A 23,940-nucleotide genomic window follows, 5' to 3' on the forward strand; every position below is an offset into this window, starting at 1 on the left:
AGATGAGCATTTCGGGGTGGGGGCGGGCTGTCATAATCTTTAGCGGTTTGCCCGCCGCGAGGGGCGGCTGGCCAATTATCCTGACAACGGTATGTCAGCTATGCCAGCCTTCGAAGGAACCGCGGTGCCGGTCAGGCCGTCGGATCGTCCGAGCCAGGAATGAAGGCGTCGAAGGCGGCAAGGAATTGTTCGCGGTAGAGGTCGACCTCCTGCAGGATCTCGTGCTTGGAGCCGTCGATCATCAGCAGCGAGCCGAGCCTCAGGCTTCTGGCGTAGGCCTCGACCGCCCTGGTCGAGACGACCTGGTCGGCGCCAGCGGCGATGATCAGCAGAGGCACCTGTATCCGCGCCATGAAGTCGGGGTCGCTCACCGCTTCCGACGCCTTTGCCGCTGCCTGCAGCCAGCGGATCGTCGGACCGCCAAGCGCCATTCGCGGATACTCTTCGTAGATGCGCGTGTTGCGACGATAGCGGCGCGGATCCGACGTTACCTTATTGGCCTCGAAAGGCAGCGTGTGTCTGGGCCGCGGACCCCAGGCGGCATAGAGCCGGCCAAGGCCCAGAATGCAGAGGACCGAACAGATACGGCGGACCGTCCGGATCGAGACCGGCAGGTCGGGCAGGGTCAGGAACGGCGCGATCAGCACCATGCGCCGCACGCGATTGACCATGGACGGCGCGGCAAGAAGCGCGATCACGGCGCCGGCTGAATGGGCGAGGATGTAATACGGCCCGCGGCAATCGGGCAGCACGATCTCCTCGAAGAACTGCTCCAGATCGGCCGTGTAGTCGCGGAAGGACCTGACATAGCCGCGCTGGCGATCGCGGATCAGCCGGTCGGAATCGCCTTGGCCGCGCCAATCGAGCGTGGCGACGCCAAAGCCGCGGGCGGCAAGGTCGCGGATGGTTTCGAAATATTTCTCGATGCACTCGTTGCGGCCGGACAGCAGCACCACGGTGCCCCGCATCGGGCGCGCCACCGCCGCGAACAGGCCATAGCGGATCTTCTTGCGGTCGCGGGTGACGAAAAAGCCTCCGGTGGCGTTTTCTGGCCGCGGATTGTCCTCGGATTCGTGGAAAAGCGGCGTGTCTTGGAGAAGGTCCGTCATGCGGCGCTTTGTGCTCGGCGTCTTCAGGTGCCAGCCTGTCCCGGCTGGCCTCGTCAAGGTGATAGACGCCAATGCATCAAAAGCAAAGCAAATCCGGCTTGTGCCGGGATCGTAACGGGGAAGGCCGGAAGCCGCTCGAAGGCGTGCTTCCGGCCCCTGTCGATCCGGGAGGAAGGGACGTTAACACCCGGTTCGGCCTCGTTGCGGCACCTTTATAAAACCCGGCGCCGCCAATCCTTGATCTTGGTGCCACTTTAGCGGCGGCTGTCTGAACGGGCGCCGAAGCGCCGGTTCATCTGCCGTTCATCAAGGGGCAACCCATCCAGTTTTGCCGCCGGGCGAAATCTTGAAATGCATTGGGGCGCTCCCCAAATGTGGAATGCGGTCGCCAATGTCGGGGCCGCTGGTCCTGCCGAAACGCCGCTTACGGGTTTCGCACCGGCCATACGCAAACCATGTTGCTCAACAGGAGAACACCTCATGCGTCACGTTGATTTTTCCCCGCTTTACCGTTCGACCGTCGGCTTCGACCGTCTCTTCACCATGCTGGATTCGCTTGCGCAGCCCGATGGCGCGCAGACCTATCCGCCCTACAATATCGAGCGCACCGGTGAGGATTCCTACCGGATTTCCATGGCGGTTGCCGGCTTCTCGGACGAGGAAATCTCGATCGAAGCTCACCGCAACGTGCTGACCGTGAAGGGTGAGCGCAAGGACGAGGGCAACGGTGAAGGCTCCGAGCTGCTCTATCGCGGCATTGCCTCCAGGGCCTTCGAGCGCCGCTTCCAGCTTGCCGACCACGTTGAAGTCGTCGGCGCCACGCTGAAGAACGGCCTGCTCTTCGTCGACCTCAAGCGCAACATTCCCGAGGAACTGAAGCCGCGCAAGATCGCGATCACCTCGGCCCCGGCCAAGGCCAAGCAGATCGAGGCCAAGACCGCTGCGTAATGTAGCTTAGGAATAGAACCGTCTCCTCCCGAGACGAAAGCGGCGCCGAGAGGCGCCGCTTTTTTGTTGATCGGCAGATGGATTGTTATCCGGCGATCAACTTGCCAAAGCGGTCGACTTCCTCGGCTGACGTCGCGAAGCTGGTGACGAAACGATAGAGCAGCTCGTCCTCGCCGATATGGCCGTCAAAGCCGTGCGGCTTGTGCCAGTCGTAGAAGGCGGCGCCGGCAGCCTGCAGCCTCTCGGCCTCGGTCTTCTTGATCACGGCGAACACCTCGTTGGCCTGCGGCAGCCAGGCCAGCTTCGCGTGGGCCGAATCCTCGATCGCCGCCGCGAGGCGGGCGGCCATGGCGTTGGCGTGGCGCGCTGTGTCGAGCCACAGACCGTCCTTGAAATAGGCTTCGAACTGAGCGGCGACGAACCGCGACTTCGAAAACAGCTGGGCGGCGCGCTTGCGCAGGAAGGCCAATTCCTTGGCGCGGTCGAGGTCGAACAGCACGATCGCTTCGGCGCACCAGCAGCCATTCTTGGTGCCGCCGAAGGACAGGATGTCGACACCGCGCTTCCAGGTCATTTCGGCCGGCGTCGTGTCGAGCGCGACCAGCGCATTGGCAAAGCGGGCGCCATCCATGTGCAGCGGCACGGAATGCCGTTTTGCGATGGCCGAAATCGTCTCGATCTCATTCAGGCCGTAGATAGTGCCGACCTCGGTCGACTGGGTGATCGAAACCGCCATTGGCCGTCCCCAGTGGACGATTTCGGGCGCGAAGCGGCCAATGGTCCGCTCCAGATTGTGCGCGTCGATCTTGCCCAGTGCGCCGTCGACGGCGTGCAAGCGCGCGCCGCCGGAAAAATACTCCGGCGCGCCGCATTCGTCTTCGATGACATGCGATTCGCGGTGGGCAAAGGAAATGCCGCCGGGTTTGTTGAAGGTGGTCAACGACAGCGCGTTGGCGGCGGTGCCGGTCGCTACGAAGAACACCGCGACCTCGCGTTCGAAAATCTCATTGAACCTGATGTAGACCGCCTGGTCGAGCGCGCCGTCGCCATAGGCGGTGGCAAAGCCGCCGGCCGCGGCCGACAGGCCGGCAACGATGTTGGGATGGGCGCCTGCCCAATTGTCGGAAGCGAAGAACATGCATCTGCCTATGTCTGGGGAAGATCGGGGTTTTGGGGAAAATCGGCCGGAGTTGAACGGTTTCATGCGCCAACCGCAAGGGCCAGATGCCCGAAAACCGTTAAAGCCAGCCAAGCCGACAGGGCAGGGATCGGCGACTGAAGCTTACGTTTTTCCTCAACGTCACGTAATTTTATGTCGCGGAACGCTCAAGTTTTTTGTGAATCGGTCTTGTGTGCGTCGGGGAATTCTGCCATAAAAATTTAGGACAGTAGTGCTGTCTTATTTTGTCGCACAAAACAGGCTGGATTGGCGTAACATATTGGCCTCTCCGGCTGTTGCTGCGAGCGACAGGTGGACGGCCAGACTCTGGCCTGTACGATACCAGACGCGAACCATGCGGAAAGCCGCCTGGTTCGGCAAGGATTTCGCAAGACGTGCCGCAAGGATCAGGGTGAGCCAAGCGCTTGCCGAGGCAAACCAGCGCCTGAAGGGCTGGAACGGAGGACAGGACAATGACGGACATGACGCTCTCTGCGACGAACGGCCAGGCCGCGCAGACGAAAGCGGCTGCCGTCAAAAATACGCCGCGAACCGACATTGGCCGAACTGATATTGGCCGAACCGGGTTTGCCCCTCGGGGCCTCTACGATCCGCGCAACGAACATGATGCCTGCGGCGTCGGTTTCATCGTCAACATGAAGGGCGTGAAGTCGCATCAGATCGTCAAGGACGGCCTTGCCGTGCTCGAAAACCTGACGCATCGCGGCGCCGTCGGCGCCGACCCGCTGGTCGGCGACGGCGCCGGCGTGCTGGTGCAGCTTCCGGACCAGTTCTTCCGTGAGGAGATGGCGGCCCAGGGCATCGAATTGCCGCCGGCGGGCCAATATGGCGTCGGACACTGGTTCATGCCGCAGGACGCAGCACTTCGCGCCCATATCGAGGACATCATCGCCGAATCGGCGCAGTCCGAAGGGCTGCCGCTCATCGGCTTCCGCGACGTGCCCGTCGACAATTCGTCGCTGTCGAAGGCACCCGACATCGTCGCGTCCGAGCCGTTCCATCGCCAGGTCTTCATCGGCCGCACATCAGATATTCCCGATGACGAGGAATACGAGGCCCGGCTCTATCTGCTGCGCAAGGTCATCTCGGGCCGTATCTATGCCGAGAACGACAACAAGGACATCGGCGCCTATTGCGTGTCGCTGTCGGCGCGCACCATCGTCTACAAGGGCATGTTCCTGGCCTATCAGGTCGGCGCCTATTACAGGGATCTCAAGGACCCGCGCTTCGAGACTGCGCTGATTCTCGTCCACCAGCGTTTCTCGACCAACACCTTCCCGTCATGGAAGCTGGCGCATCCCTACCGCATGGTCGCGCACAATGGCGAGATCAACACGGTGCGCGGCAACAACAACTGGATGGCGGCGCGCCAGGCCTCGGTCGATTCCGAGCTGTTCGGCAACAACATCTCGAAGCTGTGGCCGATCTCCTATGACGGCCAGTCCGACACGGCGTGCTTCGACAATGCGCTCGAATTCCTGTTCCAGGGCGGGTACAGCCTCAGCCACGCCATGATGATGCTGATCCCGGAAGCCTGGGCCGGCAACAAGCTCATGGATGCCGACCGCAAGGCTTTCTACGAATACCATGCCGCCCTGATGGAGCCGTGGGACGGGCCGGCCGCGGTCGCCTTCACCGATGGCCGCCAGATCGGCGCTACGCTCGACCGCAACGGCCTGCGCCCCGCACGCTACATCGTCACCGACGATGACCGCGTCATCATGGCTTCCGAAGCCGGCGTGCTGCCGGTGCCGGAGGAGAAGATCGTGCAGAAGTGGCGGCTGCAGCCCGGCCGCATGCTTCTGATCGACCTTGCCAAGGGCCGCATCGTGCCCGATGAGGAGATCAAGTCGGAGATCGCCACCAGGCATCCCTACAAGACCTGGCTCGCCAACACGCAGCTCATCCTGGAAGATCTGAAGCCGGTCGAGCCGCGCGCGCTGCGCAAGGATGTCAGCCTGCTCGATCGCCAGCAGGCGTTCGGCTACACCCAGGAAGACACCAAGTTGTTGATGTCGCCGATGGCGACCACCGGCCAGGAAGCCGTTGGTTCGATGGGCACCGACACGCCGATCTCGGCGATGTCGGACAAGTCGAAGCTGCTCTACACCTATTTCAAGCAGAACTTCGCCCAGGTCACCAACCCGCCGATCGACCCGATCCGCGAGGAGCTGGTGATGAGCCTGGTGTCCTTCATCGGGCCGCGGCCGAACATCTTCGACCTGGTCGGCAATTCGCGCCGCAAGCGGCTCGAAGTGCGCCAGCCGATCCTGACCAATGGCGATCTGGAGAAGATCCGCTCCATCGGGCATACCGAGGACCGTTTCGACACCAAGACCATCGACATCACCTATGGCTCGAACGAGGGCGCTGCCGGCATGCAGGGTGCTATCGACCGCCTGTGCGAACGCGCCGAGGCGGCAGTCGCCGGCGGTTACAACATCATCATCCTGTCCGACCGCCAGCTCGGCCCGGACCGCATCGCCATCCCGGCGCTGCTGGCGACGGCTGCGGTGCACCATCACCTGATCCGCAAGGGGCTGCGCACCTCCGTCGGCCTGGTCGTGGAATCCGGCGAGCCGCGCGAAGTGCATCATTTCTGCTGCCTTGCCGGCTATGGCGCCGAAGCGATCAACCCCTATCTCGCCTTCGACACGCTCACCGACATGCACAAGCGCGGTGAGCTGCCGGAAGAGGTCGACGCCTACGAGGTCGTGTCGCGCTACATCAAGTCGATCGGCAAGGGCATCCTCAAGGTGATGTCCAAGATGGGCATCTCGACCTATCAGTCCTATTGCGGCGCGCAGATCTTCGACGCCATCGGGCTGAAGACCGATTTCGTCGAGAAGTATTTCACCGGCACGGCGACGCTGATCGAAGGCGTTGGGCTGGACGAGGTCGCGGGCGAAACCGTCAGCCGCCACACGGACGGTTTCGGCAATGATCCGGTGCTGCGCAACAGCCTCGAAGTCGGCGGCGAATATCTCTTCCGCATGCGCGGCGAGGCGCATATGTGGTCGCCCGACGCGGTCGCCACCTTGCAGCACGCCGTGCGCCAGGGCTCGTGGGAAACCTTCAAGGAGTATTCGGCGCAGATCGACAGCGAGACTGCCCGCGCGCAGACCATACGTGGCCTGTTCAAGATCAGGCTGGCGGAGGAGACCGGCCGCAAGAAGGTCGCGCTCGACGACGTCATGCCGGCGGCCGAGATCGTCAAGCGCTTCTCGACCGGGGCGATGTCGTTCGGCTCGATCTCCAGGGAAGCGCACACCACGCTGGCGCGCGCCATGAACCAGATCGGCGGCAAGTCGAACACCGGCGAGGGCGGCGAAGAGGCCGACCGCTATTTGCCGCTGCCCGGCGGCGGCAAGAACCCGGAGCGCTCGGCGATCAAGCAGGTCGCCTCGGGGCGGTTCGGCGTGACGGCCGAATATCTTGTCAATTCCGATGTCATGCAGATCAAGGTGGCGCAGGGCGCCAAGCCCGGCGAGGGAGGCCAGCTGCCCGGCCACAAGGTCGATGCGACCATCGCCAAGGTCCGGCATTCGACGCCGGGCGTCGGCCTGATCTCGCCGCCGCCGCATCACGACATCTATTCGATCGAGGATCTGGCGCAGCTGATCTATGATCTGAAGAACGTCAACCCGGCGGCCGACGTGTCGGTCAAGCTGGTGTCGGAAGTCGGCGTCGGCACGGTCGCGGCCGGCGTCGCCAAGGCGCGCGCCGACCACATCACCATTTCGGGCTATGATGGCGGCACCGGTGCCTCGCCGCTGACCTCGCTCAAGCATGCCGGCAGCCCGTGGGAAATGGGCCTGGCCGAGACCCACCAGACGCTGGTGCTGAACGGCTTGCGTTCGCGCGTCGCGCTGCAGGTCGACGGCGGCTTGCGCACCGGGCGTGACGTCATCATCGGCGCGCTGCTCGGCGCCGACGAGTTCGGCTTCTCGACCGCGCCGCTGATCGCGGCTGGCTGCATCATGATGCGCAAGTGCCACTTGAACACCTGTCCGGTTGGCGTCGCCACCCAGGACCCGGTGCTGCGCAAGCGCTTCAAGGGCACGCCCGAGCATGTCATCAACTTCTTCTTCTACGTGGCGGAAGAGGTGAGGGCGCTGCTGGCCGAGATGGGCTACACCCATATCGACCAGATTATCGGCGACAGCGATCTTCTGGAAAAGCGCGACGTGGTCCAGCACTGGAAGGCGCGCGGCCTCGACTTCTCGAAGATGTTCTACAAGCCCGATGCGCCGCACGAAGCGGTGCACTGGACCGAGCGGCAGAAGCACCCGATCGACGACGTGCTCGACCGCAAGCTGATTGAACTGGCCAAGCCCGCACTGGAGGCCAAGCAGCCGGTCAAGATCGAGGTGGACATCCGCAATGTCGACCGTTCGACCGGCGCGATGCTATCGGGTGAAGTCGCCAAGCGCTTCAAGCACAAGGGCCTGCGCGAAGACACGATCCAGGTGAAGCTGACCGGTACCGCCGGCCAGTCCTTCGGCGCCTTCCTGGCGCGCGGGGTCTCGTTCGAGCTTGTCGGCGCCGGCAATGACTATGTCGGCAAGGGCTTGTCGGGCGGGCGCATTGTCATCCGGCCGCCGGAAGAGGCGAGGATCGTGGCGGCCGACTCCATCATCGTCGGCAACACGGTGCTCTACGGCGCCACCGAGGGCGAAGCCTATTTCGCCGGTGTCGCCGGCGAACGCTTCGCGGTGCGCAATTCGGGCGTCGCGGCCGTCGTCGAAGGCGTCGGCGACCATGGCTGCGAATACATGACCGGCGGTGTCGTCGTCGTCATCGGCAAGACCGGCCGCAACTTCGCCGCCGGCATGTCGGGCGGCGTCGCCTACGTGCTGGACGAGGCCGGCGATTTCGCCGAGCGCTGCAACATGGCCATGGTCGAACTGGAGCCGGTGCCGGAAGAAGACGACCTGATGGAAAGGCTGCTGCATCATGGCGGCGATCTCGACCACAAGGGCCGCGTCGACGTGTCGGGCGACATGACCAGCCATGACGAGGAACGCCTCTACCAGCTGATCTCGAACCATGTGCACTATACGGGTTCGGTGCGCGGCCGCGAAATCCTCGACGACTGGACGACGTTCCGGCCGAAATTCCGCAAGATCATGCCGGTCGAATACCGCCGCGCGCTGATCGAGATGGAACGCATGCGCATGGGCGTCGCGGCCGAATAGATTTTAAGAGAATTGCCGGGGAGCCCAGGCTTCCCGGCCCCTTTCATCGACAGTTTGACCTCGGGCGCAAGGTTGCCATGGCTGCCTCAAGAGGTTAACGGGTGCGGCGAAAACCGCACCATCTGGACAGCAGGAACTGGACTATGGGCAAGGTAACAGGCTTTCTCGAAATCGACCGGCAGGTGCACAAGTACCAGCCGGCCTCCGACCGCATCCGGCACTTCCGCGAGTTCACGCTGCCGATGTCGGATAAGGAGGTCGAGAAACAGGCCGCGCGCTGCATGGACTGCGGCATTCCGTTCTGTCACGGGCCGACCGGTTGCCCGATCCACAACCAGATCCCGGACTGGAACGACCTCGTCTACAACAGGGACTGGGACAACGCGATCCGCAACCTGCACTCGACCAACAATTTCCCTGAGTTCACCGGCCGCATCTGTCCCGCCCCTTGCGAGGAAGCCTGCACGCTGAACCTCGAGGACATTCCGGTCGCCATCAAGACGGTGGAACAGGCGATCGCCGACAAGGCTTACGAGACCGGCCACATCAGGCCCTATCCGCCGGAGAAGAAGACCGGCAAGCGGGTCGCCATCATCGGCTCCGGCCCGGCCGGCATGGCAGCCGCACAGCAGCTCGGCCGCGCCGGCCATGACGTCCATGTCTATGAGCGCGAGAGCCGCCCGGGCGGGCTGATGCGTTACGGCATTCCCGACTTCAAGATCGAGAAGCACTATATCGACCGGCGCATCGAGCAGATGCAGGGCGAGGGCGTGACCTTCCATTGCGGCGTCAATGTCGGTGTCGACAAGCCCGTCGCCGAACTGCTCGCCGAACATGACGCGGTGCTCTATTGCGGCGGCTCGGAAACGCCGCGTGCGGCCAACATTCCGGGCGACGATCTCGGCGGCGTGCATGACGCCATGCCCTATCTGGTGCAGCAGAACCGCCGCGTCGGTGGCGAGCCGATCCAGTCCGTGGCATGGCCGTCGCACCCGATCATCGCCGGCGGGCAGCATGTCGTCGTCGTAGGCGGCGGTGATACCGCCTCCGACTGCGTCGGCACCGCCTTCCGCCAGGGCGCGGTGCGCGTCACCCAGCTCGACATCCGCCCGCAGCCGCCCGAGAAGGAAGACAAGCTCGCGGTGTGGCCCTACTGGGCGACCAAGATGCGCACCTCGTCCTCGCAGGCCGAGGGTGCGGAACGCGAATTCCAGGTGGCAACGCTCGAATTCATCGGCGAGGACGGCCAGCTGACCGGCGTCAAATGCTGTGAGGTCGACGAGAAGCGCAAGCCGATCGCCGGCACCGAATTCGTCATCCGCGCCGATCTCGCCTTCATCGCGATCGGCTTTGCCGGACCGGCGATGGTGGGCGTGGCGAAGGAACTCGAGGGTGAGATGAAAATCGTCACAGACAGCCGCCGCTCGCGGAATGTCGAGGCCAATGACCGCGACTACAGGACCAGCGTCGACCGGCTCTATGCGGCGGGCGACGTGCGCCGTGGCCAGTCGCTGGTCGTCTGGGCGATCCGCGAAGGCCGCCAGGCGGCGCGCTCGATCGACGAGGCGTTGATGGGGGCGAGCGTCCTGCCGCGCTGAGACCGCTTGATCTCGGAAGCTCCGAGTGATTAAGGGGTGATCGCCGTCGTCGTGTCGGTCGCCGCGGCTGTCGCCGGCGGCTCGGCTTTCGGCGGCCATGAGAAATCGTCGGCGCGGCCGGGCGCGGCCTCCGGCGCCTTGCCTTCGATCACCAGCCGCTCCCCGGGAAGAGCCGGATTGGCGTTTGCCGGCGGGGCGGCGCCGAGCAACTCGGTGCCGCCGTCGAGCGCCGGGTCGCTGAGCAGCATGGGTGCGGTGCGGTCGATGACAATGGGTGCCGCAGCCGGCGCCGGTGCCTCGACGGGCGCGCCCGCAGGTGCTGTCGCCGGGGCCACGCTGCCGGGTGTGGCCAGGCCTAGGATCTTCATCAACGGCTTTTCGGTGTAGAAGGCGAGCTTGCGCTTGCCGGCCTTGGAGACGTTGATGCCGTCATCGGCGCGCAGCCGCACCGGCTGGCCGTTCATGTCGGGGCCGTTGGTGACGAAGGCGCCGTTCTCATCGACGAAGCCGTCCCAGACATCGACGAATTCGCCGCCATGGTTTTCGGCGGCCTGATGGTAGATGTCGTTGAAGGCCAGCATGTCGGAGGTCATCTTCGGCACCCGGAAGGCCGGCATGCCGACCCACAGGAAGGGCACCTTGGCGGTGGCGATGGCCTTGCCCAGTTCGTCGGTGCGGCGCTCATATTCCTTGGTCCAGTTCTCGGACCGGGGCTGCTCGCGCACGTCCCCCACCTTCATCTGCTGGCGGTCGTTGGAGCCCAGCATGACGACCACGGCGGTCGGTTTCTCGGTCTCGATCAGCGATTTGATCTGTTCGGGCCAGTTGTAGAAATCATCGCGCACGAAGCCCGACGAACCATTGGAGCGCGCGACGATCCTAATGGCTGGGTTGTCGGCAAAGGCTATGTCCAGGCCTTCGGCGAGGCCCGACGCCATGAAGTCGCCGACGACCAGGACGATGCGGGCGTCTGGCGCCTTTTCCGCTATCGGTGTTTGTGGCTCGATCGGCGCACGCGGAACCCTTGGTTTACGCGGCTTTGGTTTTGCCTTCTGGATGTCGAGCGGCGGCTCGACCCGCTCGCTGCGGCGCGGAAAGAGAAGGTCGCGCAACGACCATCCGCGATCTTGCTGCGGCTGCTCCTGCGCCATGGCCGGTACATGGAAGGCGCCGGCGGCGCCGATCGCCAGCAGGACGATCGCCAGAAAAAGGATCGGCGTGCGACGAGCAAGGATCGCGATACGCGCGGCCGAAACCAATCACTCCTCCATCCCCTTGCGCCTGGTTCCGCAAACCGGAGCCGGTTTTGCGGCCGGGCGCAAGTTCAAATTGCCATGGCGCCTGATATGCGCGCCCAAAATGCGCGCGGCGCTGTGGCCGGCTCTATTTTTGCCTGAGCCATTTGAGTACTTCCATGCTCGGGTAGCCGTCCTGGGTCAAGCCGACCTTTGCCTGATAGGCCATGATGGCGGTCTTTGAGCCGTCACCGATCTTGCCGTCGAACTTCCCGTCGTAAAGCCCGTGCTGCGAAAGCCGCTTCTGCAGCTCCTGCCGTTCCTCGAAGGTGAGCTTGGTGAAGGGCCGCTTCCAGTCCTGGACAAGGCCGTTGCCACCGGCGATTTCGTCGGCAAGAAGGCCAACGGCCAGGGCATATTTGTCGGCATTGTTGTAGGCCTTGATGACCGAGAAATTCCGGATCATCAGGAAAGCCGGCCCGCCACGGCCGTCCGGCACTTTCAGCGTCGCCTTGTCGGTGAGGTTCTTGAACGGCTTGCCGCTGGCCCTGACGACGCCAAGCGCCTGCCATTGCGCCAGCGTCTTCGATCCGCCCGGCAGCTTGCCGGCCGGTATCGTGACTTCGTAGCCCCAGGTCTTGCCGGCCTGCCAGCCATTCTTCTTCAACAGATTGGCTGACGTCGCCAGCGCATCGGGGATGGAATTCCAGATGTCGCGCTTGCCGTTGCCATCCATGTCGACGGCATAGTGCTGGTAGCTGGTGGGGATGAACTGGGTCTGGCCCATGGCGCCGGCCCAGGAGCCCATCAGATGGCTTTCATCGATGTCGCCGGTCTGCAGGATTTTCAGGGCCGCGACCAGCTGGGTGCGGGCATATTTCGACCGCTTCGGGTCGCCATAACCCAAAGTCGCCAGCGACCGGATGACGTTGCGCATGATGTCGTCGCGCTTGAGGATCTCGCCATAGTTCGATTCCATCGACCAGATGGCCAGCAGAATGTAGCGATCGACGCCGAACCGCGCCTCGATCCTGTCCAGCCACGGCTTCCACTTTTTCGCCATCTGCTGCCCGACGGCGACAGACTGGTCGTGGACGCGATTATCGAAATAATCCCAGGCGGGCGCGGTGAATTCAGGCTGGGTGCGCGCCTTCTCCAGCACCACCGGATCGGGCTCTTTGATGTCCCTGAAAGCCTGGTCGTAGACAGCGCCGGAAACGCCACCGGCGACGGCAGTGGCGCGGAAGCTGGCGACCCATTGCCGGAAACCGGCATCGGCGAAAGCGGGTCCGGCAGGCATCAGCAGAGCGAGCGAGAGGCTGGCGGCCGTCATGACGCTGGTGAAACGTTTTGCGGCATTGCGAACGGACATGTTTTCCTCCTTCTCTGTCTCAGGAAAGACCATTCATCGCCGAACCGGGTTAGGAATTAGTTTACCATAGGTGCCGCTTGGAACGAAAAGACACCTCGATGCTTTAACCGGTGGAAGTTTCCCTCACCCGCCCCCACTAATCTTCAATTCCGGCGTGAAAATGTCGCGGGACAGGGATTGCGGAGCCGGCCAGCAAACGGATAATTGAAAGCATGAAGAGAGTTCGCAAGGCAGTTTTCCCGGTCGCCGGTCTCGGCACGCGGTTCCTCCCGGCCACCAAGGCCGTTCCCAAGGAAATGCTGACCGTCGTCGACCGGCCGGTCATCCAGTATGTGGTGGACGAGGCGCGCGAGGCGGGCATCGAGCATTTCATTTTCGTGACCGGCCGCAACAAGGCGGTCATCGAGGACCATTTCGATATCCAGTTCGAGCTCTATGACACGCTGGCCCAGCGCGGCAAGGACGAGCAGCTTGCCCGCCTGCAGCGCCTGCAGCCGGCGCCGGGGCAGACCAGTTTCACCCGCCAGCAGGTGCCGATGGGCCTCGGCCATGCCGTCTGGTGCGCGCGCGAACTGGTCGGCGACGAGCCGTTCGCGCTGTTGTTGCCCGACATGATCATGCAGTCGGAAAAGAGCTGCATGAAGTCGATGGTCGAGCTTTACGAGGAAACCGGCAACAACATCATTGCCGTGCAGGAATGCGACCCGGCGGAGGCCCACAAATACGGCATTGTCGGCCGTGGCGAGGATACGCATCACGGCTTCCGCATCACCGAGATGGTGGAGAAGCCGAAGACCGGCACGGCGCCCTCCAACCTCTACATCAACGGCCGCTACATCCTGCAGCCCGAGATCTTCAAGATCCTCGAAGGCCAGGAAAAGGGCGCCGGCAACGAAATCCAGCTCACCGACGCGATGCTGAAGCTGGAGAAGCAGCAGGCTTTCTACGGCTACCACTATCAGGGCCGCACCTTCGACTGCGGTTCCCCGGAAGGTTTCGTCGAGGCCAATGTCGCCTTCGCGCTGTGGCGCAGCGACATGAAGGAGAACATGGCCGGCGTCATCCGCACGCTTCTCGACGAGATGACGCCATCGGAGCGGCGAGTCGCGGTATCTTAGCTGGATGGGTAATGCCAGCGCGAGCGGCTGACCGCCCCTCCTGCGCACGCGTGTTTCAGCGCTGCACTTTCAGGCCGAGGTAGATGCTGTTGGCAGTGTAGTCGCGGCCGGGCAGGTTGCTGGTCAGCTTTTCGGTTCTCACCCGGCTGGTGAGGCCGGCATAGCGGTTCAGCCACCAGGTCAGCCCGGTCTCTGCGCTCAAGATCCTGTCATGGCCGTCGATGCCGACATAGTCGCGCCAGTCGAGGCCCAGGGCCGCGTTCGCTGTAAGGTTGGCGCGGATCTGCCGTTCGGCCGTCAAGCGGCCGGAATAGAGGATATCGCCGCTTTCACCCGCCGTGGTGGTGGTCTCGACAGTGGTCTTGCCGGTCAGGCCGATCGTCGTTCCGCGCTCCGGCGACCATTTGAGATCGGCGTTGACGGTGGCGCCGGAAATCGCCTCCAGGCTCTTGTCGTCGATCGCTTCCCTCAGCCAGCCGGCCGAGAACTCGCCGGAGAGCTTCTCACCCATGTCGAGTTGCAGGCCGGCGCGAGCGCCAAGGCGGGTCGAGGAACGCTCGAAGCCTTCATTGTCGATGCGCTGATCGTAGGCCCGTCGGCCGACCTCGATTTCGGTGAACGGGGTGAGGGCCGGAGAGATTTCGTAGCCGGTGCGCAAGGTTGCCGTGTAGAGCGTGTTGTCCTGATCCTTCTGCGACAGCGTGGTGCCGTCCGAAAGCTCGGCGTCGCCGTAGAAGTCGTGCGAGACCGCGCCGGTCAACGTGTATTGCATCTTGCCGACCGCTTTTTCGACGCCAAGGCTGCCGTCGATCGTCTGCCGCAGCGGCTGGGTACTGACGCCGGCAATGGCGTTGGGCGAGGACGCCGTTTCCGGCACGGCTTCGTAGCCGAGCTTGGCGATGGCGCGCAGCTCGTTGTCGAGGTCGACATTGAGCTGGCCTTCGATGCGGCCCTGCGCATCGTGAACCCGGTAACCCGACACCGTCTCGCGGAACAGGCCATAGCCGTCGATGGTGGCGGAGTTTTCGCGCCAGTCGGAGACGGCGGCAAAGCGCAACGCTGTCTCAGACAGCAGCGCCGAGGTGCCGGCACTGCTCGAATCGCCGTTTGTGGTGGCGGTCAACCCCTGTTCGATCGATGGCCGGATGACGAAGGAACCCCATTTGACGCCGGTGGGCGCGAAGGGGTCGTCCTCGGCTTTCTTGTTCTGGCCCTCGATGGCGGCGGTACGCTCGGCGCCGGGGTCGAGTTTTTGCCTATCGGCGCTGTCGACGGTGAGAGCACGGCGGTTAGCCGCTTCCTGGTCTGTCGTGGCGCTGTCGGTATCGTCGGTCGCGGCTTGAGTGGTGTCCGTGGTCGCGGTCGCCGCCTTCTTCTTCTTCGACTTGTCGGCCGACTTGGTGCCCGTTTTGGTCCTGTCCTGATCCGCCGCGTTCTGGCCGGCGCTTGACGGACGGCGGCGAGGCTTGGGCGGCGTCGGATTGTCGGTGGCCGTGTCGTCGGTCGCCTGCGGCGGATCGAAAATGCTGCCGGTGGCGGCATCCGTGCCCGTGTCGTCGGGGACAGCGCCGGCGCTGGCCGGCAAATAGGTGCGCGGCGGCGCATCGTCCTGCGCGGTGTTGGCCGACTGTTGCTGGCCCTGGGTGGCAAGGGCGAGCTGCCTTGCCTTGCGCTGCTGGTCGGACAGGATCGCCGATTCGGAAACCTCGCCGCGCAGCTCCGTTTCCTGGGCGTGGAGAGGTGCCGGGCGAAGCAAGGCAAACATGCTGGTCGCCAGCAACAAGGTGCATACCGCCTTGCCCCGTCGTCCACTCGATTTTTCTGGCTGGGCCCCGGACATCGCCACCACTGCTTGCGCGGCGCTGTGCGCGCCATACTTACCGAACCGTAAATGCGGATGGTTAACGGAGGGTTGAGGCGGCGATCGTTCGCCCGGTTAAAGTGCCGCTGTTTGCGGGATCCTGTGACCTGTCCGGAGCCTCCGCCGCCTGGTGCCAGCGGCATTTCTGTTGGACAGGCGGGCGGCAACGCGCTAATCGCATCATCCATGCATGGCAGACCCCTCGATAAGAAGCCCCTGGACAGGCAAGCGTCGATCGATTCGGCACTGAGAACGGTGGCGACCGAGCAGGCCGGCATCGCCGCCCTTGCCGAGGCGCTCGAGAACGGACTGGCCGCGCCTTTCGCCCAGGCCGTCGACATGATTTCGAAGATCGAAGGCCGGCTGATCGTCACCGGCGTCGGCAAAAGCGGCCATATCGGCTCGAAGATCGCGGCGACGCTGGCTTCGACCGGCACGCCGGCCTTCTTCGTCCATCCCGTCGAGGCCAATCATGGCGATCTCGGCATGATCGCCAGGGATGACGCCATCATCGCCATCTCATGGTCGGGCGAGAGCAAGGAGATGCTCGGCATCGTCGCCTATTCCAGGCGTTTTTCCATTCCGCTCATCGCCGTCACATCGGGCGAGACATCGGCGCTGGCGCGCGCGGCCGATGTGGTGCTGCTTTTGCCGCGCACCCCCGAGGCCTGCCCGCACGGGCTGGCGCCGACGACGTCGACGCTGCTGCAGCTGGTCATCGGCGATGCGCTGGCGATCGCTCTGCTCGAGGCGCGGGGTTTCACGCCGGACCATTTCCGCACCTTCCATCCCGGCGGCCAGCTCGGCGCCAATTTGACCATGGTCTCCGAGATCATGCGGGTCGGCGACCAGATGCCGCTGGCCGTGCTCGGCACCAAGATGCCGGAAGCGGTGATGACGCTGTCGCAGAAGAAGGTCGGCTGCGTCCTGATCGTCGACGCCAATGGCGAACTGGCCGGGATCATCACCGACGGCGATGTCGCGCGCAATTTGCACCGCAATCTGGCCGACGTCATCGTCGACGAGGTGATGACCCGCACGCCCAAGACGGTCGATCCGCAGACGCTTGCCGGCACGGCGATCGCGCTGCTCAACGAGCACAATATCGGCGCGCTGGTGGTGACCAGGAACAACATGCCGCTGGGCGTGGTGCATTTCCATGACCTGCTGCGCATCGGCGCCGCCTAGGCATGCCGATATTCAGGTGAGGCCGGTCTGCAAATGGCTGATAGCTGCGCTTCGCCGTTCTACTGCGTCGCAGTAGACTGGGCTCACCTACAAAAAGTACACTCCGCTCCGGCTCTCGTAAGCCACCTGGTTTGGTCGCTTCGCGCCCGTCTTCGAGTCCGGCTTGGCCTGACCTGAATCTGAGCATGCTTACCGAGGTGGGTGCGCTGTGAAAGTTCAGACGCGTTCCACTGTAAGCTCCAGGTCTGTATCCGCGGCACCCGTCACGCGTACCTGTGTACCGGCCGGCAGGTCAGGCCCGGAGACTCGCCACAGCGTGTCGCCGAGCTTGATGCGGCCGCGGCCGTCCTTGATCGGCTCGGCAAGCGTCGCCATGCGGCCGACCATCTGGGCGCCGCGCCGGTTGAGCAGCGGCTGGTCGGTTGGCTGGTCGCGCCCGCCCATGAGTTTCTTGCCGACGAAGGCTGAGACCAGCGAGAGCGCCAGGAAGGCAAGGACCTGGACCTGCCAGCTCCAGATCGCCGCATCCCAGATCAGCAGCGACACCGCGCCGATGATGAGCGCGGCGATGCCGATCCACAGCATGAAGAAGCCCGGCGCGATGACCTCTACGACCAGCAGCACGAAGCCCAGGACCATCCAGTTCCACGGGCCGAGTTCGGAAATGATGCGATCGAACATAAGAGTGACCTCCTACGAACTCAGTTGTCGCTCGGGCGCACGACCGGGGGGCGGGCGGCTTGGCGCTGTGCGCCGGTCGTGCCCTCGCTGCGGAAGACTTCCTTGGCGATCTCGCCGATGCCGCCGAGCGAGCCGATCAGCGACGACGCCTCGAAAGGCATCAGCACGATCTTGCTGTTGGTGGCGGTGCCGATCTTGGCCAGCGCCTCGGTGTATTTCTGCGCGACGAAGTAGTTCAGCGCCTGCACGTCGCCCTTGGAAATCGCTTCCGAAACCACCTGGGTGGCGCGGGCTTCGGCCTCAGCCGAGCGTTCGCGCGCCTCGGCGTCGCGGAAGGCGGCTTCCTTGCGGCCTTCGGCCTCGAGGATCTGCGACTGCTTGAGGCCTTCGGCGGCCAGGATCTGCGCACGCTTGTTACGCTCGGCGGTCATCTGGCGGCCCATCGATTCGATGAGGTTGGCCGGCGGGTTGATGTCCTTGATCTCGACGCGGGTGATCTTGATGCCCCACGGATGCGCCGCCTCGTCGACGACGCGCAGCAGGCGCTCGTTGATGGCGTCGCGGTTGGACAACAGCTCGTCGAGGTCCATCGAGCCCATGACGGTACGGATGTTGGTCATCGTCAGGTTGAGGATGGCGTTCTGCAGGCCGGCAACCTGGTAGGCGGCCTGTGCAGCATTGAGGATCTGGTAGAAGGCGATCCCGTCGACACCGACGATGGCGTTGTCGCGGGTGATGATTTCCTGGCTCGGCACGTCGAGCACCTGCTCCATCATGTTCATCTTGGCGCCAATGCGGTCGACGAACGGCGTGATGATGTTGAGGCCGGGGCTCAGTGTCCTGGTGTAACGGCCAAAACGTTCGACCGTATAGTTGTAGCCTTGGGGAACTGTCTTGATGCCTTTGAACAGCACCAGCACGACAAGCGCGACAAGAACAACGACCGCAATATCGAAACCACTGAAATCCATTTGGCTCTCCCTCAGAAGCGGGCCGCGAGAGCCATTCCCGCGCAGCCGACTTCGCCAAAGACTTAAGTGTGTTTCAGGAGCGTTACAATCAGGTGATGAAGGATTGTTTGTGGGTCTGCACTCACCGGTTGAAGGCAAACAGCTCCGCATCCATGTCGGCGAGTCCCTTGATCGAAGCCGAAACAATTTCGGAAGCGATGCGCGAGAAGGTGATGCCGTTGCCGCCGTAACCCATGACGGCATGGATGCGCGGATGGCGGGGGACGGCGCCGATATAGGGCAGGCCGGTGCTGGTTGTGCCGAAGGAGCCGGTCCAGGCGAATTCAGGCCTGACGTCGAGGTGCGGGAACAACTGGCCCAGCTTGTCGGCAATTCGGGCACTCTTGTCGGCGATCAGTTCGTCGCGCCGCGTCTCGTCGACAAAGTCCTCGTCCTCGCCGCCGCATATGACCCTGCCGTCGGCCGTCGAGCGCATATAGAGATACGGGTCTGACGCTTCCCAGATAAACGCCGGACCCGGCCAGAGTTTTCGCGGTTGCGGGCGCGTCGCGATCGCCCAGGTCGAGATGATCCGGTGGGCCGCCGCCGGCACGATGTCGACCAGTTCGTAGCCGGTGGCCAGAACGACATGCCGTGCCGTGATGCTGGGACCGTCTTTCGTGGCCACGATCACCTCGTCGGCACTGTCTTCGATCACCGTCGCCTCGACGGGAGCGAGGAAGCGGGCCTTGCGCTCCAGCGCCTTGAGCAGCAAGCCGGCCGTCAGCTTGCGCGGGTCGAGCGCGATGTTGCCGTGGCTGAGGATGGCGCCGCCGCGGTTGATGCCGAATGTCTCCGCCAGCGGCTGCGGCGTCAGATAGGTTGCGGCAATGCCCGCCTGCCGCCGCGCTTCGGCTTCCTCGCGCAGCTCCGACGGGCCGAGCACCGTGCCGGCCAGATAGAGCGACTGGGTGCGGCGCAGGCGACAATCGATTGCGAGATCCTCGATACGGCCAGCGAGGTTGGAAACGGCGAGGCGCGAGCGGCGCCAGGCCTGCTGTGCCTTGGCCTTGCCGATCATCTTCGAGAGCGTTGAAAGCGGCTGATCGATTTCAAACTGGACCAGTGCCGTGGTCGCAGCGGTCGAGCCTTTCAGCGGCCCGCGCCGGTCGATGCAGATCACCTGATGCCCGTCCGCCGTCAGCGCCTCGGCCATCATGGCGCCGCTGATGCCCATACCGATGATCAGGACATCGGCCTTGACGTCGCGGGTCAGCGCCGACGCCGGCACGGCAGGCGCCCGATAGGCGGACCAGACGGGCCGGCCAGTTCTGAGGTCGAGTTTGCGGGGCATCGAATTCTCCGAAGGTGCGCCTCAACGCGCCGGAGTGGCCCTTGTTCCGGTTAGAGCGGCGAGCCGCTCTGACTCTCTGGTTGACGAAATTCCCAAGGGAAAGCGCTATGCGCATTTCCCGGGAAACCGTTTCACATTTTTCCTGGAATTTCTCCTAGGCCCAGCCGGACAGTTCGCGCCGCACCATCGCCTCGATCACCGCCATGCCCTCGGCGCTGTCGTTGAGGCAAGGGATGTGAGCGAAGTTCTTGCCGCCGGCGTGATGGAAAGTCTCGGCGACTTCCCGGCCGATCTCATCCAGCGTCTCGATGCAGTCGACGGAAAAGCCGGGATTGACGATGGCGATGGATTTGACGCCGTCCTTGCCCAGTTTCTCCACCGTCTTGTCAGTGTAGGGCTGCAGCCATTCCTGGGCGCCGAAGCGGGACTGGAAGGTGGTGATCAGCTTCTTTTCGTCCCAGCCGAGCCTGTCGCGCAACAGCCGGGTCGTCTTGAGACAGTGGCAATGGTAGGGATCACCTTTTTCAAAATAGGGCCTTGGGATGCCGTGGTATGAGGCGATGACCACTTCCGGCTCGAAATCCAGCGTCGCGAGATTCTGCTCGATCGAACGCGCCAGCGCCTCGATATAGACCGGCTCGTCATAGTAAGGCGGCACGCTGCGGATGGCGGGGGCCGCGCGCATCTTCATCAAGGCGCGAAACAGCTGATCATTGGCGGTGGCCGTGGTCGTCGCGGAGTATTGCGGGTAGAGCGGGAACGAAAGAATGCGGTCGCAGCCCTGTGCGACCAGACTTTCGGCGACACTCGCGGTCGAAGGATTGCCGTAGCGCATCGCCCAGTCGACGACGACATTGGGCAGGTCGCGCAACGCCTCGGCCAGCTTTTCGCCCTGGGCGCGGGTGTAAGTGCGCAGCGGCGACTCGTTCCTTTCCTGGTTCCATATCCGGGCGTAGTTGGCGCCGGACTTCTTCGGCCGGGTGGTGAGCACCAGGCCATAGAGGATCGGATACCAGATCGCCCTGTTGAGTTCGATGACGCGCGGATCGGACAGGAATTCCCTGAGATAACGCCACATCGGCTTGAAGTCGGTGCCGTCAGGCGTGCCGAGATTGATCAGCATGACACCGACCTTGCCGGTCTTGACCGGCGGATGCCCGGCCGGCAGTGGGCCAAGGGCCTTCGCGGCTTTGGGATCGACAGCGATTGTGAGCGTCATAGGGGTTCTCCAGGAGGCGCGAACCTAATCATCCTGCGCGGGCTTTCAATGTCGCGTCTGGCCGCACCTTAACGCGTGTCCAGCTGAAAACAGAACACCCGCCCGGTTTCCCAGGCGGGTGTTGAATGGCAAAAGGCGAAGTGACGTTACTTCGCCGGGATGGTCAGCGTCGCGCCGGGCATCAGCCGGTGCGGCCTTTGACCCTTGTTGGCCTCGTAGATGAGTTTCCACTTGGTGGCGTCGCCATAGGCTTTCTTGGCCAGATCCCAATAGGTGTCGCCGGTAACGATGACATGGCTGCCTGTTGCCGGTGCGGCTTCAGCGGGCTTTGCCGGTTCTGCCGGCTTGGCGGGTTCCGCCGGCGCCGGTGCTGCCGATGCAGGGGTGGCCTCGGCGGGCTTTGCCGGCTCGGCTGGTGCGGGTGCTGGAGCCGCGGGAGCCGGAGCGGCCGGTGGCGCAGGTGCATTCTCCGTCGATATGGCAGGCGGCGTGTTGGCGATATTGCCCGAATTGGCGGGCAGTTCGGGCATTGCCGGTGCCGCTTCGGCGGGCTTTGCCGGCTCTGCAGGCTTGGCCGGTTCCGCTGCCGGGGCCGCCGCGACGGTCGCGGCGATATCGGTGATGCGGCCGTCGAGCTTGGGCGTGTAGGGCCGGTGGGCGCCGAGATAGTCGGCCACGACCTGTTCGAGACCGGGGCCGTAGTCGTAAGCATTCTTGGCCTTTTCGGCGAAGACCTTGTAGCCGTCGCCGCCCTGGCGCACGTAATTGTTGGTGGCGACGAGATAGTCCTTGTCGGGCTTGATCGGCGTCCAGGCGCCGTTCTCCATGACCTCGACGGATTTGACGCGGCCGGCATTGGGCGCGACCGATTTGTCGAAGGCGTATTTGAGGCCAGCCACCTGTGGGAAGCGCCCTGCGCCGTCCTCGATCTGGCTGAGGCCGCTTTCGAGGCCGGCGACCAGGTCCTTGCCCGAAATCTGGAAGGTCGCCAGCGTGTTCTGGAACGGCAGCACGGTCAGCACCTCACCCATGGTGACGGTGCCCTTGTCGATCGAGGCGCGCAGGCCGCCGCCATTGGAGATAACGATCTCGACGCCCTGTCCCTTGACGCGGTCGAGGATGGCGTCGGAGACAAGGTTGCCCATCGCGCATTCCTTGGCGCGGCAATTCTCGCGGCTGCCGTCGATGACGTCGGTGGTCTCGGCCACTTCCTTGTTCTTCAAAGCCTCGATCGGCGCGCCGAGTTCCTTGATACGGGCGAGCACGGCGGGATCGGGCGTGATCGACTTGTCGAGAAAGATCGGGTCGCCGCTCGCCGACTTGACGACGCCATTGTCGTCGAACACCACCTTGAACTCGCCGAGATATTTCGAATAGGAGGCCGCCTGCACCACGGGCACCTTGTAGCCGCCGGGGTTGTCGACCATCGTCGGGTAGGGGCCCGCCGCCTTCGGATCGGTGTTCGACAAGAGCGTATGGCTGTGGCCGCCGACAACCACGTCGATGCCCGGGATCTTGGCGATGATGTCGCGTTCCCTGTTGTAGCCGATATGGGTCACGGCGATGATCTTGTTGACGCCTTGCGCCTTCAGCTTCTCGACCTCGGCGGTAATCGATTTGACGTCGTCCGCGATTGCGATGTTGGGACCGGGCGAGGCGAGTTCGGGCGTGTCGTTGGTGACGGCGCCGACAATGCCGATCTTCTGCCCACCGACCTCCACGACGATCGACGGCTTGATCTTGCCGGCCGCGCCGGACTTGTCGTCGGGCACGACATTGGCACTGACGATCGGGAATTTTGCCTTGTCGAGGTAAGGCACCAGCGCGCTCTCGCCATCGTCGAATTCATGGTTGCCGAGCGTCACCGCGTCGGGTTTCATCTGATTGAGGAATTCCTCCTCCACGGTGCCCTTATAGGTGGTGTAGAACAGCGATCCTTGGAAGCTGTCACCCGCATTGAGCAGCAGCACGTTCTGACCTTCGAGCTTCTTGCGCTCCTGGGCGATCGCCGTGATCAACCGGCCGGCGCCGCCGATGCATTCGCCCTTTGTCTCCTCGTCGGCCGAACAGGTAGACTCATATTTGTTGTTGCCTTCGATGCGGCTGTGCCAGTCATTGAAATGCAGGATATTCAATGTGTAGTCGGCAAAGGATGCGCCGGCCGACAGGCCAAGCGTCGATGCGGACAGGGCGGCAATGGCGGCAAGCTTTTTCATCTTCGTCTCCCGGTGGGCTGATCGGAGGCGTTTAACGCCCTTGCTTGACTGGGGTATAACAGCCAGCGTTTTGACCATGTTCCCATCGCGTTCCGGCTGACGCAAGCGGAAATGCCGCCACTTTTTGCAGGCGCAAAAAAGGACGGCGGCCAATCGGCCGCCGTCCCCAATGTGTCCAGTGTTTGCCGGTTCAGGCGCGTCGCGTCAGCACGAAGTTCTGGCCGGACGAACTGGTGCAGTTCAACTGGCTGGTGGAGATCAGCAGGCAGTTGAAGCTGACCGGCGTCTGGCGGATCAGCGACGTCCCGTTGATCTCGACCGAAGTGGCGCCGGTCATCGTGTAGCTGCCATCGGCCAGCTTCTGGCCGGTGTCGGTGGCGACGGTCGTGAACTTGCCGCCGGTGAAGGTCGACAGGCCGGTGCCCTTGGCATCGATCCACGAGCCCTCGACGCCTTTCGGCGCGGCCGCCATCGGCGGTGCGTCGGGACCGCTTGTGGTACAGGCGGCAAGCATCATGGCAAAGGAACCCGCCACACCGATCGAAAGAACTTTGCGCGCAATAGTCATCTGAAATCCTCTCCAAACGCATCGGCCCAAAAATCGGTTTCGATTTTGGCAGGCACGATGCGAACGTCCAAAGTGCTGGAACGGGCGTGCGTCCCGCAAGACGCGCGCTGCCCCAGGCCGCATCTCTTCAATCGCCCGATTTCCG

General features: G+C 63.7%; 16 protein-coding genes. 5 read left to right on the forward strand and 11 right to left on the reverse strand.

The features are described from left to right. Positions 1 to 131 precede the first annotated feature (131 nt). Positions 132 to 1,109 (reverse strand): alpha/beta fold hydrolase, encoded by a 978-nt coding sequence (locus tag JG747_RS10230; protein ID WP_027047374.1) that lies wholly within the window; start codon positions 1,107 to 1,109, stop codon positions 132 to 134. 480 nt (positions 1,110 to 1,589) lie between these two features. Here JG747_RS10230 and JG747_RS10235 point away from each other — a divergent pair, with 480 nt between their 5' ends. Continuing rightward, positions 1,590 to 2,057, forward strand: a complete 468-nt coding sequence (locus JG747_RS10235) for an Hsp20 family protein (protein ID WP_010911365.1) — start codon at positions 1,590 to 1,592, stop codon at positions 2,055 to 2,057. An 85-nt stretch (positions 2,058 to 2,142) separates the two neighbouring features. Here JG747_RS10235 and JG747_RS10240 read toward each other — a convergent pair whose 3' ends face one another. Beyond that, positions 2,143 to 3,195, reverse strand: coding sequence for a threonine aldolase family protein (locus tag JG747_RS10240; protein ID WP_019861060.1), 1,053 nt, complete (start codon positions 3,193 to 3,195; stop codon positions 2,143 to 2,145). Positions 3,196 to 3,689: 494 nt separating this feature from the next. On the opposite strand from JG747_RS10240, the gene gltB reads away from it, so the two are divergent. Both gltB and JG747_RS10250 read left to right on the forward strand, forming a co-directional pair. After that, positions 3,690 to 8,435: a glutamate synthase large subunit gene (gene gltB, locus JG747_RS10245; RefSeq protein ID WP_019861059.1), complete on the forward strand. Its 4,746-nt coding sequence runs from the start codon at positions 3,690 to 3,692 to the stop codon at positions 8,433 to 8,435. Positions 8,436 to 8,578: 143 nt separating this feature from the next. Then, positions 8,579 to 10,033 (forward strand): glutamate synthase subunit beta, encoded by a 1,455-nt coding sequence (locus tag JG747_RS10250; RefSeq protein WP_019861058.1) that lies wholly within the window; start codon positions 8,579 to 8,581, stop codon positions 10,031 to 10,033. A gap of 29 nt (positions 10,034 to 10,062) precedes the next feature. Here the strand turns inward: JG747_RS10250 and JG747_RS10255 are convergent, their stop codons facing one another. Together JG747_RS10255 and JG747_RS10260 are read right to left on the reverse strand one after the other, a co-directional pair. After that, positions 10,063 to 11,292, reverse strand: a complete 1,230-nt coding sequence (locus tag JG747_RS10255; RefSeq protein WP_038649440.1) for an SGNH/GDSL hydrolase family protein — start codon at positions 11,290 to 11,292, stop codon at positions 10,063 to 10,065. 124 nt (positions 11,293 to 11,416) lie between these two features. Further along, the gene (locus JG747_RS10260; protein WP_064981670.1) at positions 11,417 to 12,640 is read right to left on the reverse strand and encodes a lytic murein transglycosylase; all 1,224 of its coding nucleotides are present in this window, start codon (positions 12,638 to 12,640) and stop codon (positions 11,417 to 11,419) included. 212 nt (positions 12,641 to 12,852) lie between these two features. Between JG747_RS10260 and galU the strand changes: the two genes are divergently transcribed. Beyond that, positions 12,853 to 13,758: a UTP--glucose-1-phosphate uridylyltransferase GalU gene (gene galU / locus JG747_RS10265; protein WP_010911358.1), complete on the forward strand. Its 906-nt coding sequence runs from the start codon at positions 12,853 to 12,855 to the stop codon at positions 13,756 to 13,758. A gap of 55 nt (positions 13,759 to 13,813) precedes the next feature. On the opposite strand, the gene JG747_RS10270 is transcribed toward galU, so the two are convergent. Further along, positions 13,814 to 15,598 carry an outer membrane beta-barrel protein gene (locus JG747_RS10270; protein ID WP_202361708.1) on the reverse strand — a complete coding sequence of 595 codons (1,785 nt, stop codon included), beginning with the start codon at positions 15,596 to 15,598 and terminating at the stop codon, positions 13,814 to 13,816. 207 nt (positions 15,599 to 15,805) lie between these two features. Between JG747_RS10270 and JG747_RS10275 the strand changes: the two genes are divergently transcribed. Next, complete coding sequence (locus JG747_RS10275; RefSeq protein WP_038649433.1) at positions 15,806 to 16,807, forward strand: KpsF/GutQ family sugar-phosphate isomerase; 1,002 nt, start codon at positions 15,806 to 15,808, stop codon at positions 16,805 to 16,807. A 216-nt stretch (positions 16,808 to 17,023) separates the two neighbouring features. Here JG747_RS10275 and JG747_RS10280 read toward each other — a convergent pair whose 3' ends face one another. The 6 genes from JG747_RS10280 to JG747_RS10305 all read right to left on the reverse strand — a co-directional run bounded on the left by JG747_RS10280 (position 17,024) and on the right by JG747_RS10305 (position 23,795). Next, positions 17,024 to 17,488: an NfeD family protein gene (locus JG747_RS10280; RefSeq protein ID WP_019861052.1), complete on the reverse strand. Its 465-nt coding sequence runs from the start codon at positions 17,486 to 17,488 to the stop codon at positions 17,024 to 17,026. A 20-nt stretch (positions 17,489 to 17,508) separates the two neighbouring features. Continuing rightward, on the reverse strand, positions 17,509 to 18,459 hold the full coding sequence (locus tag JG747_RS10285; RefSeq protein WP_038649430.1) for an SPFH domain-containing protein: 951 nt from the start codon (positions 18,457 to 18,459) through the stop codon (positions 17,509 to 17,511). 121 nt (positions 18,460 to 18,580) lie between these two features. Beyond that, a complete protein-coding gene (locus JG747_RS10290) occupies positions 18,581 to 19,792 on the reverse strand; it encodes an NAD(P)/FAD-dependent oxidoreductase (RefSeq protein WP_069093081.1) in 1,212 nt (403 codons plus the stop codon). 154 nt (positions 19,793 to 19,946) lie between these two features. After that, entirely contained in the window at positions 19,947 to 21,011 is a 1,065-nt protein-coding gene (gene hemH / locus JG747_RS10295; RefSeq protein WP_202361709.1) for a ferrochelatase, read from the reverse strand. Positions 21,012 to 21,157: 146 nt separating this feature from the next. Further along, positions 21,158 to 23,227, reverse strand: coding sequence for a bifunctional metallophosphatase/5'-nucleotidase (locus tag JG747_RS10300; RefSeq protein ID WP_202361710.1), 2,070 nt, complete (start codon positions 23,225 to 23,227; stop codon positions 21,158 to 21,160). Between the two features lie 190 nt (positions 23,228 to 23,417). Next, on the reverse strand, positions 23,418 to 23,795 hold the full coding sequence (locus tag JG747_RS10305) for a hypothetical protein (RefSeq protein ID WP_027047370.1): 378 nt from the start codon (positions 23,793 to 23,795) through the stop codon (positions 23,418 to 23,420). Positions 23,796 to 23,940 lie beyond the last annotated feature (145 nt).

Source organism: Mesorhizobium sp. 131-3-5 (assembly GCF_016756575.1).
GTDB classification, from domain to species: Bacteria; Pseudomonadota; Alphaproteobacteria; order Rhizobiales; family Rhizobiaceae; genus Mesorhizobium; species Mesorhizobium jarvisii.

Coding starts and splice junctions, on each gene's coding strand:
- JG747_RS10285 (WP_038649430.1), bottom strand. CDS start 18,459: ATGGATTTCAGTGGTTTCGATATTGCGGTCGTTGTTCTTGTCGCGCTT.
- JG747_RS10260 (WP_064981670.1), bottom strand. CDS start 12,640: ATGTCCGTTCGCAATGCCGCAAAACGTTTCACCAGCGTCATGACGGCC.
- JG747_RS10230 (WP_027047374.1), bottom strand. CDS start 1,109: ATGACGGACCTTCTCCAAGACACGCCGCTTTTCCACGAATCCGAGGAC.
- JG747_RS10305 (WP_027047370.1), bottom strand. CDS start 23,795: ATGACTATTGCGCGCAAAGTTCTTTCGATCGGTGTGGCGGGTTCCTTT.
- JG747_RS10270 (WP_202361708.1), bottom strand. CDS start 15,598: ATGTCCGGGGCCCAGCCAGAAAAATCGAGTGGACGACGGGGCAAGGCG.
- JG747_RS10240 (WP_019861060.1), bottom strand. CDS start 3,195: ATGTTCTTCGCTTCCGACAATTGGGCAGGCGCCCATCCCAACATCGTT.
- JG747_RS10275 (WP_038649433.1), top strand. CDS start 15,806: ATGCATGGCAGACCCCTCGATAAGAAGCCCCTGGACAGGCAAGCGTCG.
- JG747_RS10235 (WP_010911365.1), top strand. CDS start 1,590: ATGCGTCACGTTGATTTTTCCCCGCTTTACCGTTCGACCGTCGGCTTC.
- JG747_RS10300 (WP_202361710.1), bottom strand. CDS start 23,227: ATGAAAAAGCTTGCCGCCATTGCCGCCCTGTCCGCATCGACGCTTGGC.
- galU (WP_010911358.1), top strand. CDS start 12,853: ATGAAGAGAGTTCGCAAGGCAGTTTTCCCGGTCGCCGGTCTCGGCACG.
- gltB (WP_019861059.1), top strand. CDS start 3,690: ATGACGGACATGACGCTCTCTGCGACGAACGGCCAGGCCGCGCAGACG.
- JG747_RS10250 (WP_019861058.1), top strand. CDS start 8,579: ATGGGCAAGGTAACAGGCTTTCTCGAAATCGACCGGCAGGTGCACAAG.
- JG747_RS10290 (WP_069093081.1), bottom strand. CDS start 19,792: ATGCCCCGCAAACTCGACCTCAGAACTGGCCGGCCCGTCTGGTCCGCC.
- hemH (WP_202361709.1), bottom strand. CDS start 21,011: ATGACGCTCACAATCGCTGTCGATCCCAAAGCCGCGAAGGCCCTTGGC.
- JG747_RS10280 (WP_019861052.1), bottom strand. CDS start 17,488: ATGTTCGATCGCATCATTTCCGAACTCGGCCCGTGGAACTGGATGGTC.